This is a genomic window from uncultured Campylobacter sp. (assembly GCF_938002845.1).
Lineage (GTDB): Bacteria > Campylobacterota > Campylobacteria > Campylobacterales > Campylobacteraceae > Campylobacter_B.
The window spans coordinates 1-15,532 of sequence record NZ_CALKZP010000050.1 but is presented as its reverse complement, the minus strand read 5'-3'; the positions used below and the strand labels follow the sequence as shown (position 1 = coordinate 15,532).

11 protein-coding genes and 1 pseudogene are annotated in these 15,532 nt (G+C 50.7%); 6 read left to right on the top strand and 6 right to left on the bottom strand.

Annotated features, from left to right (window positions below; all coding sequences use genetic code 11):
* Positions 1-595 precede the first annotated feature (595 nt).
* Together Q0224_RS07730 and Q0224_RS07725 are read left to right on the top strand one after the other, a co-directional pair.
* Entirely contained in the window at positions 596-1,702 is a 1,107-nt protein-coding gene (locus tag Q0224_RS07730) for an alanine racemase (protein WP_297950317.1), read from the top strand.
* Positions 1,703-1,843: 141 nt separating this feature from the next.
* Positions 1,844-2,284 carry a pyrimidine dimer DNA glycosylase/endonuclease V gene (locus tag Q0224_RS07725; RefSeq protein ID WP_297950315.1) on the top strand — a complete coding sequence of 147 codons (441 nt, stop codon included), beginning with the start codon at positions 1,844-1,846 and terminating at the stop codon, positions 2,282-2,284.
* Positions 2,285-2,651: 367 nt separating this feature from the next.
* Here Q0224_RS07725 and Q0224_RS07720 read toward each other — a convergent pair.
* The 4 genes and pseudogenes from Q0224_RS07720 to Q0224_RS07705 all read right to left on the bottom strand — a co-directional run.
* Positions 2,652-2,987, bottom strand: a pseudogene (locus tag Q0224_RS07720) (formate--tetrahydrofolate ligase); the annotation flags it as partial.
* A gap of 129 nt (positions 2,988-3,116) precedes the next feature.
* On the bottom strand, positions 3,117-3,674 hold the full coding sequence (locus Q0224_RS07715; RefSeq protein ID WP_297950313.1) for a histidine phosphatase family protein: 558 nt from the start codon (positions 3,672-3,674) through the stop codon (positions 3,117-3,119).
* Positions 3,675-3,842: 168 nt separating this feature from the next.
* On the bottom strand, positions 3,843-4,475 hold the full coding sequence (locus Q0224_RS07710; RefSeq protein WP_297950311.1) for a tetratricopeptide repeat protein: 633 nt from the start codon (positions 4,473-4,475) through the stop codon (positions 3,843-3,845).
* A gap of 57 nt (positions 4,476-4,532) precedes the next feature.
* Positions 4,533-7,172 (bottom strand): hypothetical protein, encoded by a 2,640-nt coding sequence (locus Q0224_RS07705; protein ID WP_297950309.1) that lies wholly within the window; start codon positions 7,170-7,172, stop codon positions 4,533-4,535.
* Between the two features lie 448 nt (positions 7,173-7,620).
* On the opposite strand from Q0224_RS07705, the gene Q0224_RS07700 reads away from it, so the two are divergent.
* Complete coding sequence (locus tag Q0224_RS07700) at positions 7,621-7,986, top strand: hypothetical protein (RefSeq protein WP_297950307.1); 366 nt, start codon at positions 7,621-7,623, stop codon at positions 7,984-7,986.
* Positions 7,987-8,555: 569 nt separating this feature from the next.
* On the opposite strand, the gene Q0224_RS07695 is transcribed toward Q0224_RS07700, so the two are convergent.
* Positions 8,556-10,202 (bottom strand): formate--tetrahydrofolate ligase, encoded by a 1,647-nt coding sequence (locus Q0224_RS07695; protein ID WP_297950305.1) that lies wholly within the window; start codon positions 10,200-10,202, stop codon positions 8,556-8,558.
* Positions 10,203-10,342: 140 nt separating this feature from the next.
* Complete coding sequence (locus Q0224_RS07690; protein WP_297950303.1) at positions 10,343-11,101, bottom strand: exodeoxyribonuclease III; 759 nt, start codon at positions 11,099-11,101, stop codon at positions 10,343-10,345.
* 67 nt (positions 11,102-11,168) lie between these two features.
* Between Q0224_RS07690 and Q0224_RS07685 the strand changes: the two genes are divergently transcribed.
* The 3 genes from Q0224_RS07685 to Q0224_RS07675 all read left to right on the top strand — a co-directional run bounded on the left by Q0224_RS07685 (position 11,169) and on the right by Q0224_RS07675 (position 15,186).
* The gene (locus tag Q0224_RS07685) at positions 11,169-11,531 is read left to right on the top strand and encodes a diacylglycerol kinase (protein WP_297950301.1); all 363 of its coding nucleotides are present in this window, start codon (positions 11,169-11,171) and stop codon (positions 11,529-11,531) included.
* 380 nt (positions 11,532-11,911) lie between these two features.
* Positions 11,912-13,054 carry a PepSY domain-containing protein gene (locus tag Q0224_RS07680; RefSeq protein ID WP_297950299.1) on the top strand — a complete coding sequence of 381 codons (1,143 nt, stop codon included), beginning with the start codon at positions 11,912-11,914 and terminating at the stop codon, positions 13,052-13,054.
* Complete coding sequence (locus Q0224_RS07675) at positions 13,051-15,186, top strand: TonB-dependent siderophore receptor (RefSeq protein ID WP_297950297.1); 2,136 nt, start codon at positions 13,051-13,053, stop codon at positions 15,184-15,186. Before Q0224_RS07680 ends, Q0224_RS07675 begins: the two co-directional genes overlap by 4 nt.
* Positions 15,187-15,532 lie beyond the last annotated feature (346 nt).

Sequence of the window (15,532 nt, the reverse complement as noted above, 5' to 3'; positions counted from 1 at the left end):
GGCGCAAAACGAGCTTTAGCAAAAAACGCGGGCGGCGGTGCAAACGAGATTTATCAAAAAAATGCGAGCGGCGGCGCGGAAACAGAGACAGCAGCGCAAAACGGCTAGTCCGCCGGATCGCTTGCCGAAAAATTTAATGCGAATATGCGCCGCAAGCAAAAACAGGCGCGCGAGGAATAAAACTGCGTGAAGCGGAGCCGAAAATTCCGTGAACCTAGCGGCACGGCGCGCGTATTGATTTTTACTCGGTGCATTTTAGAATTTTATTTTGATTTTTTCATGTGCCGCGCGTTATTGCTTTTGCCGGCGCTGCTTTGTTGCGGCAAGAAAACGCAAATTTGCTCGCTAAATTCAGGCGCTTCGCGAAGGGCGCCGATTTGCAGCGAGCAAACCGCTATTTCGCAAGCAGCGACAAATTTACGGCGCGCAAATTCCATATTTTGCGAGAAGCGCGCAAATTCCGCTTTTTGCAGGCGATAGATAAATTTTGCCCTTCGAAAGCGGCGCTAAATTTTAAAATTTCGCCGCCGTAAAACGGGCGCAGCTACTAAGCGCGGCTGTATTAATTTCGTAAATTTAACGAGGAGGTGAGCTTATGATGGTATCAGAGATCGACACGCCGGCGCTGCTGATTGATCGCGAAATCGTGCTTCGCAACCTGCAAAAGATGCAAAACTACGCAGACGCCGCGGGCGTGAGCCTGCGCCCACACACCAAAACGCACAAAATGCCCTATTTCGCGAAGCTGCAAGAAAGTCTCGGCGCTGCGGGCATCACGGTCGCCAAAACGGGCGAAGCCGAGATCATGGCGGCAAACGGGCTGAAAGATATATTTATCGCAAACGAGATCGTGGGCGAGCTAAAATTTCAGCGCATCGTCGCGCTTTTGCGCGCGGGGATAAACTTAAGCTTCGGCGTCGACAGCATAGAGCAGGCGCACCTGATAGAGCGCGCCTTTGAGCGCAGTGGCACGAAGGCCTGCGTGCTTGCCGAGATCGAAGTGGGCGAAAATCGCTCGGGCTTCGTAGAAAAGCAGGATTTCGCAGCGTTTATAAAATTTCTAAAAGGCTGCAAAAATATCGAATTCCGCGGCGTATTCTCCCACGACGGCCACTCCTACAAGGCCGTCTGCAAAAGCGAATGCGAGCGCATCCATCTAACCGCGCAGCGCCGCACGCTGGAGTTTGCGGATATCGCGCGCGAGCTGGCTCTGCCCGCACGCGTCGTTAGTATCGGCTCGACGCCCTCGCTCATCAATGATTTTGAAATTTTAAAGGGCGTCACCGAGATCCGCCCGGGCACATATATCTTTATGGACGCCTCGCAGGCGCAGGCGTACGGCGATTATTCAATGAACGCAGCGAGCATCCTTACGACCGTCATCAGCAGACCTACGGCGGATCGCATCATTACCGACGTCGGTGCCAAGGGGCTCACGCAGCAAAGGCGCACCGAGGGTTTTACGGCAACGCCCGGGCTCGGGCGCATAAAGGGCACGGATGTGTGGATAAATGGCGTTTACGACGAGCATGCGATCATCTACGACAGAGCGCTGCGAGACGCCGTGCGCGTGGGCGATCGGCTCGAAATTTATCCGAACCACATCTGCCCCGTCGTAAATTTACACGAGTTCGCCTATCTCGTTAGCGGCGGCGAGATCGTAGAAAAGATCCCCGTGCTATGCAGAGGCAAGCTGCAATGAGCGGGAAATTTAGAGGCGCGGCGAGGTAAAATTTAGCCTCTAATCTAGGGCGCGGCCAAATTCAAGACGCGAATTTATCGCCGCTCAGGCTGCGGCGCAAAGCGCGCCGAATTTGACGACGAAATTTAACGAAAGACGAAAATGAGACTTTGGACGATAAGCTTTAAATATCTCGACGCAAAGGGGCTCGTGGCGCTGTGGCGCGAGGCGCTGCTAGCTAAAAACGTGCTGGCTGGGCTTACTAAGGGCTACAAAAATCACCCGCAGCTCGACCGCTTTTACGCGCATGAAAACGCGCTAGAGGCGATAAATGCGTATCTAGCGGAAGTTTATGAGGAGGGCTGCGCTCGCGGGTATAAATTTGACGCCGCGAAGGTGGGCGAATTTGACGCGCGAAATTTGGCTAAAATCAGCGTCGCTCGCGGTCAGATCGAGTATGAATTCGCCTTTTTACAAAAGAAGCTAAAAACGCGCGACAGAGTAGTTTACGAGCGAAATTTAAGCGTAAAAAATATAGAAATCGCAGGCGTTTTTGAGGAGGTTGCAGGCGAGATTGAGACGTGGGAGAAGGTTAAAATTTAGCTCTGTTTCGCGCAGGATTTTTGGCTTGCCTAAGCAAATTTGATCAATAAAAACGCCGAAATACGTTACGTCTATTTTCCCCTAAATTTGACGTAAAAATCTCAAATTTTAAAAGGCGAACCTACGTCAAATTCTCGTCAAATTCGCCTCTGTTTTTAAAAATCAAAGCCGATCCGCAAAATCCCGTGCTTAAAATTTATCCGCAAGCGAGCAAATTCAGCCAAATTTTGCAAATCGGTAACTCTACTCCGCTCTCATCTGAGTGCCTACGAATGCTAAGCTTAAATCGCGACTAGGCCGGTAAGCTAAGCTTAAACCCCAAGGCGGGCGCGCAAAAAAATGGAGGCGCAAAAAATAAAATTTCAAATCACGCCAGCCCGCTTATTACGCCATCGCTAGTGATCTTCATATTTAGCGCGTTAGGTACCTTCGGTAGCCCCGGCATAAGCATTATCTTGCCGCAGACGGCGACGATGAAGCCTGCTCCCGTGCGGATCTGAAGGTCTTTGACGCTGAGTTTAAAGCCGCGCGCTCGCCCGAGCGCCTTAGCATCGTCGCTGAAGCTATACTGCGTCTTTGCGATGCAGACGTTTAGCCGCTCAAGCCCCAAAGCCTTGATGTGCTGTAGCGCCTTTTGCGCCTCGGGCTCGAAAACGACCTCGCTCGCGCCGTATGGTTTAAATTTTACTTCGCGGCGGCGGGCTATCCGCATTCAAAAAGCGGCGCCTATTACATTATAAAATTTCGCCGTCTCGCGACAGCTGCCAAACGGCGCATTAAATTTAAAATTTACAAAACGCAAAATTTCAAAATTTCGCGCAGAGAAGTATCTCTACACGGCGCGCTGCCAAATTTCTACGCAAAAGCAGCCCTCGCAAAAGCGGTATATCAAGCGGTAGCCTGCCCGCCGCGCACTACGACGTATTACGCGCAGCACGAAGCCGTGCGCGATCACCGCCGTGTCCGCTTCTAGCAGCGACGGCACCAGATCAAGCACGCGCCGCCGTTCCTCTTTCGCGCTTGCGCCGCTAGGGTTTATGCCGCACAGCCACAGCAGGCGCGAGAGCACGAGCCGGCAATCAAACGGCATTTTTATTAGCGGCACGGGGAATATTCGTAGATTAAACTCGCACAAAGCCTCTAGATACTCTATGCTCCGCTGCGGGAATAGCTTTTGTGCCGTAAGCGCGGCGCGCGGCAGCGGCGAGGAATATACTCGGCTTATACGGGCAAGCTTTTCGTATGCGGCGCTGCTTTTAAATTTATCGGTTTGCCACAAAGCTAAGCTTTGCGTAGTATCGTACAGGATTACGCGCCGTGCCGCTTCTGCGGCGTCGCATACGCCGCGATCGATTAGCGGCGTAACATGGCGGATCAGCACTAGCGTCATGATTTTGTCTCCTAAAATACGAGCCCGCTAAGAGCTTGCGCCGTTATGTTTCCGCTCCTACAGGATACTTGATATTTAGATTTGCGCTATTTATGCGAAATCCGCTAGGGTTCTTGCTCCGTAGCCACGGCGAACGCGAGAGTCTGCTTCAAAGCATAGATTTGCGGGCTATTTAAGCCTTTCGTAGCTTTCGCATGAGCTTTGCCATGCCCTTTCATGCTCCGCTACCGAGCTCATAAATCTATCCTTGCCGCCCAGCTCGCAGGCCTTTTTGTAGTATTCTACGGCTTTAACATTATCTATGCCCTCGTAAAGACGCGCTAAATTTAAGCACGCAAGCCAGCTATCCGCGATATCCATATCGCAACCGCGCACATAGTAACCTACGCCCTTTATAGCGTCTTTGCGCACGCCTCTGCCTTTGATATACGCAGAGCCTGCGTTACTGCAGCCTATCGCGTGCCCGTCATCGCAGGCTTTGTCGAACAGCTCCGCCGCCTTCGCCTCATCGCGCGGCATCCCCTCTCCGCTTTGATACAAAATGCCTAAATTTACGCACGACTCCACATCGCCGCCTTTGCAAGCTTTGACGTATAACGGCGCAGCCTTTAGCAGATCTTGCGGCACGCCCCAGCCATAATTATAAATCTGCGCCAACGCCCCGCACAACTTCATATCGCCCTTATCACAGGATTTTGTAGCCCGGCTTATATCGTCTGCGGTGATTTCAAAATTTTCGGCTAGCGCGAAATTTGCAGCAAGCGTCGCGATAAGCGCTAGAATTAAAATTTTATTTTTCATTTTAGTCCTTTTTGATTTTTTAAGATCGCCCGCCAAGCCTAAGACGCGGATTTATCGTTAAGGCGCAGTTTGATTGCTAGAGTTCGGGTTCGTTCTCGCCCGCTCTTTGCTTTTTAGAGCCTCGTAAATTTCATCGACGCCGCTTAGATTTTGATCCAAAACCTCTCTCGCCTTTTTTAGCGTGCGTGCGCCAAAAATCCCGTCCTGCCTCACTCCGATACTTTTTTGGATATATAAAATTTTATCCTTTTGCATCGCAGCGGAATCCTTAGCCGCCCCGGAAGCGAAATTTAAAGCAGGGCTTTCAGAGCCGCTAGAGCTTGCACTAGTAGAATTTTCGTCTGCAGAATTTACGCCATCACTCGCGGAAGCGGAATTTTCGTCCTCAAAAAATGTAGGCATCCACCCTTGCAGTAGCCCTGCTGCGCCGGTTTTTGGTGTGTAGCCCGTATTTGCCGCGCCTCCGTAGATTGCGCTAGCTAAAACGACGCAGAGCAGAGCTTTGCAAAAGCGAGTAAACGCCGCGCCGCCTCTGCCACAGCGATACTCTCGCGGAATTTTACGAGCTTTTACAGCGCACCGCACTGCGCTTGCCAGCCACAGCACTCCTCCGCCTAACAGCCCCGCAGCAGCGATTGCCACGCCGCATGCAAGTGCCCAAAAATAATGCTCCGCAAAGATCATCTCGAAGCAGCCCTCGCACGCCAGCGCAGCCGCTGCAATAAGCGCGCCTCCGCCTATGCACCACACCGCGCGGTCATATCGCGGACTTAGCACGCCAAGCGCTCCAGCCATCGCGCTGCCCAAATCGCGAGCGCATTGCTGCGAAATAAAGCCCTCACAAACGCGCATAATCGCTGCGGCAAAACTCTGCGCGCAATCCTCGCGCAAAGAATGCGGGAAAATTAATTTCTTTAATCGGGCAAAAGGCGAAATTTTAGAATTTGACGAGGCAGGGCTTTGCGTATTCGCGCGATTTTTAAATTTTGCAGCGGCGAGATTTTTGGAATTTGCAGAATTTATCGCGGCGGAGTCTATGGAATTTGTGGAATTTTCAGCACCCAAGGCGCTTAAATCTCGATAATCTCGCTCGCCGCGTAATTCGTAAAGATCCTCCGCGGCGCGATCAGAAGTGCTGATTAAGCCCTCTTGCAAGCCGGCAAAATTAGGTCTATTCTGCGCGAGAGCTTCGTCGCTTTGCTGCCTAGCCTCAAAATCGCCGGCAGAATTCTCTCCACCTTCCAAAAAATCTGCCCCTGAAAATTTTATGCCACCGCTCACTCCTCCTGCGAACCTGCCTTGCTCTCCGCGCAACCCCAAGCGATTATCTTCCGCGCCCATAGAATTTGCCGAAGCGCTCGCGAATTTCGTGCCCGCAAATTTTACGCTCGCGCCACCCTCGAGATTTTCTTTGCGAGAAGCGTCTTTTGCAAGGCTCAAAGCATCGCAATCGGCCGTGCCGCAAGTAGAATTTACAGAGTTAAAATGTCCGTCCGAGCCGCGCAACTGCTCGAGATCTAGCGTCTCGCCGCGCAGCTTAGCACTAGCTAGGCGCATCGCCGCATCCAGCGCAGGCTTCGCGCGAAATAACGCAAAAAGGCTTTGCGCATCGTCCCGCCCTAGCCTAGCGGGCGCGCTGCGTACCGCCGCAAGCTCCGGCGCAAAAACTTCGTCAAAAAAGCTGGGCCTTACGAATGTCACGCCGCCGAAGCACGCCGCATCGTAAGCCTTGCCGCAGACGGCAAAACTCAAGCGCAAAAAATCATCCTCCGCGCTAAATACCGCTTCGCAGCCGCCCTGCACCGCTCGCAGCGAGCTTAGACGAAACAAAAGTCTGCGTGCTGCAAAACCTACGCCCTTGCTGCATAAAAACTCCAGCAGCTCGCGCCCGAAAACCTGCGAGCTAGCGCCTATGCTGACGCTTGGGCGGGCATAAACGGATACTTTGCCAGTGCGAGTGAAATACCCGCGCCCATCGCAGTGCTCGCAGCGAAAATCGCCCGCACCGCCGCACTTTTCGCAGCGCAATCTGCCTGCGCCGCCGCAAACGGGACAAATGCGCGAGCCGCTACCGCCGCAGCTAGCGCAGGGGATGAAGCGATAGCCCATAGAATTTGACGCAGAGCCTGCAGAATCGCTTCTAGAAAGGCTGCGCACGTGAGCGTCCGTAGAGCTTAATGCCGCACGGCTATAGCCACCGGCGCCCTTGCAAGCGGGGCAGATCAAGCGTCCGCGCCCGCCGCAGTTAGCGCACGGCGTCTTGCCCGCACCTTCGCAGGCTTTGCAGCGTCTCCTGCCCGATCCGCCGCAATGCTCGCAACGCAGCTGAACGCTAAAGGGCTTAAAATCGTGAAATTTTATGATCTGATCCGCATTCGTAGCAGCTTTTTGGGGATCTGCACGCAGGCGTAGCATAAAGGCCTCGCTTAGTTCCGCATCAGTGCTTGCCGCGCGTAGGCACTCGCGCGCATGAGCTTCGAACTGCGCGACGTCAGCGAAATGCAGCTGAGCGCGCTCGCCGCCACTTATCTGCGAGACGCTAAACTTGCCGGCAAAGTCATAACGCACGCCAAGCCTCACGCTAAATCCATAAAACTCGCGATCAAGCTCACGCAGATCGGCGCCACCGCTACGCGCTAAGGCTTTGAGCCTAGCGATAAACGCCTCTGCAAGCTCCTCTTTATCTAGCTTGTCCATGATCGCTCCTTTCTTGCAGACGCGCCGCAAAGCCGCGCCGCATAAATTTTAAAATTTCTTTATTAAAATCCTGCAAATTTTGCATTTCATACAATTATACCGCGAAAGGGAATTTTAAAATTCCAAAATCTCACGCAGGATAGAATTTAACACCATTGCGCGCCGTAAAATCTCGCTGCAAATCAAAGCTCTAAAATATAGCTCGACGCGGAATCTCGCACTGCGGCGCGGCGACGCGCGTAACTGATCGCAACAAATACGGCGCGAACGGATCGCAAAACGGAGCCGCCAGGCATGCGGCGCCCGAGTGGTAGCAGCGGGCATGCAAGACTTTAATTCCGCAGCAGCGTATAATTTGGCTCGCGAAGATGTACGACACAGCGTAACGCGAAGCAAATTTAACGCCTGCATAAAATTTTAAATTTCACGGCTAACTCGTGCGTACGGCATGAAATTTAAAATTTTACGACAGCTATGGCGCGACGCGCAGCGATCTAAATTTTATGACAAGCAGCGGCACGCAAATTTCAACCCCGCGCGACAATCAGGCGACGGGTGCATAAAGTGCAATTTAATTTACAAGCGTGCAGCGGCATATAGTCGTCGCACAAATTTAGTCGCAGTGGGCAGCTTCGGCATAGAATTTCATACCGCGACGCATCGACTCGTAAAATTTAGCTCTACGATGTCGCGCGGTTATAACACTCCTGCATTTGCAAGCAGAACGGATCAAGCATCCGTGCCCACTGCAGGCGCTACACGGCAGTGTGTAAAATTTAATCTGGGCGCCGCAAACCTCCACCAACATGACTGATCGCACGAGCGTAAAATTTAGCTTGCGATGCCACATAATTTAACTTGCGGCGGCGTATGTCGCGGCGCAAGCGCGAATTTTAGACCGTGCGGCGATCTGCTGCACGACCGACGGATTAATTTGACGGTGCGCTCGACATGAAATTTAGAATCTCGTAGCGACACATGACACTGTGCGCAGTCGCGTGAAATTTTGAATTTCACGGCGAGCTTATGCATTATGAAATTTTAAATCTCGCCGCGGTGAGTTCGCAAGCTCGCGGGCGGCTCGGTTTAAAATCTTGCGCCCAGTTTTTGCGCAGAATTTTGCGGGCGAAATTTCAAATGCCAAACCCGCGCAAGTTTCGCGCCGAATTTCTGCGTAGATCTTGCGCGAAATTTAATAAAATTTTGCAGGCCGAACTCGGCGCGCCGAAACCCGATTAATCAAAACCTAGCGCACTAAAACCGGGGCTCGATAAACTCGCCGCAACCTGCAAGCAAAATTTATCGTCGCCGAAGCTCGCAGCTAAATTTTACCGCCCAAGCGCGGAATTTTCGGCTTTGGTTTTGAGCGCCGAAAATAAAATTTCATGCTAGCCCGCTTATAACGCCATTGTCCGTGATCCTCATATTTAGCGCGTTAGGAACCTTCGGCAGCCCCGGCATCAGCATTATCTTACCGCAGACGGCGACGATGAAGCCCGCTCCCGTGCGAATCTGAAGGTCCTTGACACTAAGCTTAAAGCCGCGCGCGCGCCCAAGCGCCTTAGCGTCGTCGCTGAAGCTATACTGCGTCTTTGCGATGCAGACGTTTAGCCGCTCAAGTCCCAAAGCCTTGATGTGTTGCAGCGCCTTTTGCGCCTCAGGCTCGAAAACCACCTCGCTCGCGCCGTAAATTTTAGTAGCGATCTTTTCGATCTTGCTCGCCGTATCGTCGCTAAGCTCGTAGGCGAATTTTAGCTCCTTAGCGCGCTCGCACTCATCTATGACGAGGCGGGCTAGCTCAAGCGCGCCTTCGCCTCCTTTGGCGAAATTTTCGCAAATCGCCATCTGCACGCCGCGCTGCTTGCAGTACTCGCGCACGAAAGCGATCTCCTCGTCGCTATCGAAGCTAAAGCGATTAAGCGCCACGACCGGATTTAGCCCGAAGTTTTGTAAAATTTCAATATGCCCGCCTAAATTTACGATGCCTCTTTGAAGCGCGGGCAGACCTGGGCTCGCGATATTTTCTTTATCAGCGCCGCCGTTGTATTTAAGCGAGCGGATCGTGCTGACTAACACCGCGGCATCCGGAGCGATACCTGCGCGGCGACACTTGATGTCGATAAATTTTTCAGCCCCCAGTTCGCTTCCAAAGCCCGCCTCCGTCACGGCGTAATCGGCAAGACTTAGAGCTAACTTGCTCGCTATTATTGAGTTGCAGCCGTGCGCTATATTTGCAAAGGGTCCTCCGTGCACGAGCGCGGGCGTGTGCTCAAGGCTTTGGATGAGATTAGGCTTCATCGCGTCTTTTAGCAGGATCGCCACGGCATCCGCGCAGCCCAGATCGCGCACATATATCGGCTCTCCCTGCGTATCGTAGGCGACCATGATGTTTGCGATGTTTTCCTTAAGCTCGGCAAGATCGTTTGAGAGGCACAGTACCGCCATTATCTCGCTAGCTGCGGTGATATTAAAGCCGTCCTCGCGCTGTACTCCGTCGGTGCGCCCGCCCTGTCCTACGGTGATGTGGCGCAGCGCGCGATCGTTCATATCCATGCAGCGCTTCCATAGAATTTTCTCGATCTTTAGCGGGTTTTCTTGATACAGCGAGTTGTCGATGACCGCCGAAATGAGGTTATTCGCAGAGGTAATCGCGTGAAAATCGCCGTTGAAGTGTAAATTTAGATCGTCCATCGGCACCAGCTGCGAATACCCGCCGCCCGCAGCTCCGCCTTTGATACCAAAAACCGGCCCCAGCGACGGCTCGCGTAGCGCAAGGCAGACGCTTTTACCCAGGCGTTTTAGCGCGTCGGCTAGACCGATAGAGGTCGTAGTCTTGCCCTCGCCAAACGGCGTCGGATTGGTCGCCGTGACCAAAATAAGCTTCGAAGCGCGCGAGCGCAGCTTGATATTTAGCTTGGCTTTGTAGTGGCCGTACAGCTCGATCTCATCCTCGCTAAGCCCCAAATTTTTCGCAACGTTTGAAATTTTATCCGGCTTCGCCGCATTTGCTATTTCGATATCGCTCAACATTTTCTCTCCTTAAATTTAAAATTTTATCGCACAGCGTTTACGCACCGCCTCTTTAAATCCGCGCATTAGCTCGCGCCGCTACGCACACCTTATCCACGAGCCGCGCAAGATCAAAGCTCGCGCCGCGAAATTTGCCCCGGCTAAATTTCGATCTCGATGCCCACGGGGCAGTGGTCGCTGCCCATCACGTCGCTTAGGATGAAAGCGTCCTTTAGCCGCGAGCGCAAATTTGCCGAGATGAAAAAATAATCGATCCGCCAGCCTACGTTTTTGGCGCGCGCGTTAAAGCGGTAGCTCCACCACGAGTAGGCGTCCCGCAGCTCGCCGCGCACGGCACGGAAGGTATCGACGAAGCCCGCCGCCTCCACCTCATCGAGCCACGCCCGCTCGATCGGCAAAAAGCCCGAGGTTTTGGAGTTTGCTTTTGGATTTGCAAGATCGATCTCGCGGTGCGCGGTATTTACGTCGCCGCAAAATATCACCCCGAGCCCCTGCTCCGCGAGGCTGCGCGCGTAGGCTAGGAATTTTGCATAAAATTCCATCTTGTAGGCTAGGCGCGCCTCGTCCTTTTGGCCGTTGGGAAAGTAGATATTAAAAAGCACGATATCGCCGAAGCGGTGCTGCAGCACGCGCCCTTCGTCGTCGGGGAAAAACAGCGCCTTGTTCGTCTCGCTTTTAAATTTCGCTAGGCTCGCCACGCCCGAATATCCCGCGCGAGCGGCGGAATTTAGATCGATCTGAGAAAATCCGAGCTCATAAAGCCCTTTCGGAGCGTCCTTTTCGCTCACCTTGATCTCTTGCAAGCCCAAAAAATCGGGATTTTGCTCCGCGAGCCACGCAAAGCCGTCTTTGCCGAGTACTGCGCGCAGCCCGTTTACGTTCCAACTAATCAGTTTCAAATTTAGCCTTTGGCCTAAAAATTTTGGTATGATTATACGAAATTTTGACTAAATTTAAAGGAAAATTATGCGTAATCAGCCCAAATACCGATTTTTTGCCAACTGGGGCTACGCTATGGCGGGTCTTGCCGAGATGCTGCGCAGCGAGCGTAGCTTTAGGCTCGAGCTTTTCGTGTTCGTGCCGCTTCTGCTATCGCTATTTTTTTGGAATTTCGGCGCAGTACTAAATCTATTTTTGATCTTCGGCGCAGTCTTTACGCTCGTAACCGAGTGTGTAAACTCCGCTATTGAGCGCGCGGTCGATCTTGCCACGAGCGAAATCCACCCGCTAGCCAAGGGCGCCAAAGACACCGCAAGCACCGCCGTGATGATGAGCCTATTTCTCAACGCCGCGCTGTGGGGATATGCGCTTATCGGTAAATTCTTTTAATCGCGTAATTGCAAATTTCGCGATAAAGGATTTAAATCGCTGCAACGCAGAGTTTTTTTTGGCGAGTGCGGAATTTGCAAGCCGCTTGAGTCGTTGATCGTCCACGCCTGCAACCCAAACACGACCCTGCGTGATATTGAAATTTTAAAATCCGAAATTTGCTTTAAATTTAAACTCTCCTGTGCGCGAAAATTTTAATATTCGCTCGGCTCTTAAAATTTTAAAATAGCTTTTAAAATTTCTATAGATAAATCATTCAAGCAAATTTTACGCCGTAAAATTTTAGCTATAAAATTATAACGACTTTCAAGATGCTTTAATACAATTTTCACTAAAATCACGCCATCCTAATTAAAATAATTTTCAAAAAAAGGAAAATTTTGTCTAAATCCTTTCACAAAATCTCGCGCAAATTTCATTTGTGGCTATCTTTGATATTTTGCATACCCCTTATAATCGTATCCGCAAGCGGCTCGGTTTTAGTTTACGCGGAGCAGATCAATGAAGTTTTGCTAAAAGACAAGGTGTTTAGGACGCAAGAAAGCATAGCGAAATTCCCCGTTAGAATGAAATTTAGTACCCTGCAATCCGAGATAAATTCCAAATTTAAAGAGTATGCGATCATGGGCTGGAGCATCGCGCAAGATCCTTTAAAGACCGATAAAATCAGACTTTCCTCTCAGAAACTGCAAAAGCGGATCATAATTTACTTAGATGCCTTTAGTGGCGAGATTAAAGGCGCGCCCATGCCGCGAGATAAGGGCTTTATCGGCGCGATAAACAAACTGCACGCGGAGCTGTTTTTAGGTCGCGGCGGTAGAATTTTTACGGGTATCGTGGGGCTTAGCGCGCTACTTATCGGCATTAGCGGCTTTTTTATCTACAAAAAATTTTGGCAAAACTTATTCTCGCTGAGGCTAGATCGGGCCATATATTTTATGCGCGGCACTCACCGCCTAATCGGAGTCGCGAGCACTCCCGTAATGTTTGCTATAGCTATAAGCGGAGCATGGTGGGAGCTAAGGGCGGTAACTTACAAGCCGCTCGCAAATCCATGCGGCGCGGTCTTGCAGAATTTTAAGACCGAGCGAAATTCCACCGTCGCGGCATCAAACGGAGCGGTAAGCATGAAAGCGGTGCAAAATCTTGCGACGCTAGATGAAGCTTTAGCGCGGATAGCGGTTAAATTTAAAGAATTTCGCTCCACCTATATCGCCTTTCCGCTCTGTCCGGGCGGCGCTTTTACCGTATACGGCTTCGAGGCGGGGCAAAACCCGCTTCAAAGCCCTTACGCGAGCCGTATCACGATATCAGATACAGGCGAAATTTTAAAAGCAGACTTTATAAACGATGCGGATTTTTCGGACAAACTTCAAGACGGCTTTCGTCGCGCCCATGCGGGCTCATACGGCGCAATAACGAAGCTTATATGGTTTTTAGCGGGGCTTGCGCCCCTATTTTTAAGCATTTGCGGATTTTACATAACCCTAAAAAATAGAAATTCTAAAAGGAGAAAGTTATGAAGAAAGTATCTCTTTCGCTCGTAGTCGCATTAAATATGCTAACTTCGCTTTATGCGGAAAATAACGCCACTGCGAGCACCCCGGAGGACTTAGGCACCATAGAAGTGCAAGATACCCAAAAGCTCCGTCGCGACGACAGAGATTATGAGGCTAGAAAGCTCGTTAAAAGTACCACCAGGCTCGATCTTACGGCAAGAGAAACACCCCAGTCTCTTACCGTGGTGACCGAAGCCAAGCTAAAAGATATGGGGATAACCGATTATCAGGTGCTGATGCGAAATATCGCGGGCATTACGAGCGGGCGTATGGATGAGAGGCTCTATCCTACGGCGCGCGGATTTAGCATAGATTATTATCTGCTTGATTCGATGCCTAGCTTCGGAGGTTTTAGCCTCGGGGCGAACGATTTAAATTTACTGCCATATGAGCGCGTTGAGGTAGTAAAGGGTGCGAACGGATTATTGGCGGGCGCGGGAAATCCCGCCGCGAGTTTAAATTTTATCCGCAAGCACGCAGATTCCACCATCCCAAAAGGTTATATAAGTCTAAACGGCGGCTCATACGACAAATACGGGCTTAAAACCGATGTGCAAAGCCCGCTCAATCAAAGCGGTTCGGTGCGCGGACGCCTAGCGTTTATGCATGAACGATCGCACTCCTATATGGACTATTACAATCGTCGCAATACTGCCGTTTATGGCGTATTAGATATCGATGTAACGGACGATTCAAGGCTGAGCTTTGGCTCATTTTATCAGACTCTACGCCGACATGGCACACGCTGGGGCGGAATGCCCGCGTTTAAATCGGACGGCACGCGCACGCACTTCGGCAAAAACAAAATTTTCTCTCAGCCTTGGACGCGATACGACATCTCTACGCTTGATTTTTATGCCGATTTTAAACAATATTTCTCAAACGAGGCGAGTTTAAGCTTGAGTTATTCGTTTCGTCGCGCTCATACCGATTCAAATTTGCTCTATTATGGCGGCAGGGTAGGCCCTGGCGGCATCGGAAACGTCGCCGATCTTAGCGTTTATGCTAACAAGCGCGAAGAGAATATCCACAATATCGACGCCTATGTGAATATCCCTTATGAATTTTTCGAACAAGATCATGAATTTGTATTTGGTGTGATGTATAATCTTTACAAAAAAGGATCTGATAACGTAAGTAGCTACTGGAATAACCGAAATACTCCAGCAGGCCTTGCTTATGCCGCGCGTACTAGAATAAATTTTAACGACCTTCATATTGAAGATCCACGCTTACCGTATGTAGATCAAAATAATGCCGATCGAACTATTCAAAAAGCAATTTATGCCGCGAATAAACTCTCAATCACCGAGGATTTAAAGCTCTTATTAGGAACGCGGATGAGTTACTATAAATATAAAATTACAGGTGGAGCAGATAATAGAAATTTTACCCGCGAAATTACTCCATATGCAGGGATCACCTATGATTTAGACGATCATCATACCCTTTATGCAAGTTATACGAGTATTTTTAAACCTCAAACCTACAAGGACAAAAACAATAAATATCTTGATCCCATCCAAGGCAAGGACTACGAAGCGGGCATCAAAGGCGAGTATTTTGACGGCGATCTGCAAGCAAGCCTGGGCGTTTTTAAGATCATCCAAGATAAGCTCGGCATCCGCACCGACGAGTATATCACGGGCACAAATTCCTACGCTTACAGGCAGGGTCGCGGAGTAACCAGCAGGGGCTTTGAAGCGGATGTAAACGGTAAAATCACCGATGCGCTAAGCCTAAGCATGGGGCTAGCGCACTACAAAGCCAAAGACGCTGACGGCAATATTTACGCCAGCGACTCCTCCCGCACCAGCGCAAATCTTTTTGCAAAATATGAGATCGGCACATTTAGAATCGGCGCAGGCGCGATGTATCGCTCAAAGATTTATTCCGACTCGCCATACGGCAGGATCGAGCAGAAAGCTTACACGATTGCAAACGTAATGCTAGGCTACAAAGCGAGTAAAAACCTAGATGTGCAGCTAAACGTCGATAACATAACCGATAAGCGCTATTTTGAGGGTATTGGTTCTAATCGAATGATCTACGGCGATCCGCGCACCTTCAATCTAAGCCTTACGTATAACTTTTGACCCAAATAGTCGCGGCGGAATTTATCTAGTGCTTAGCTCTAATAGAATTCCATCGCGACGCCATAGATAAATGGCAAATTAAGCCTAAATTTCGTAAAATCACCGCTAAGACGCGAGGTCGCGTAATACGATAAAAGGCAAACGATGCAAAGTTCAACCTCATAAATCCCGCTAAATTTAAACCAAATCAACCACCAAATTTAAATTTAAGGCAGAATCATGAAAAGACGAGATTTTCTAAAACTAGGCGCGCTGGCTGCGGCTTCGGCGCAGGCGAAGCAATTTAACGCGGCGGCGCAGGCGATATTTGACGAGCAGATGGGGCTTTGCGCGAATAAATTCGGCG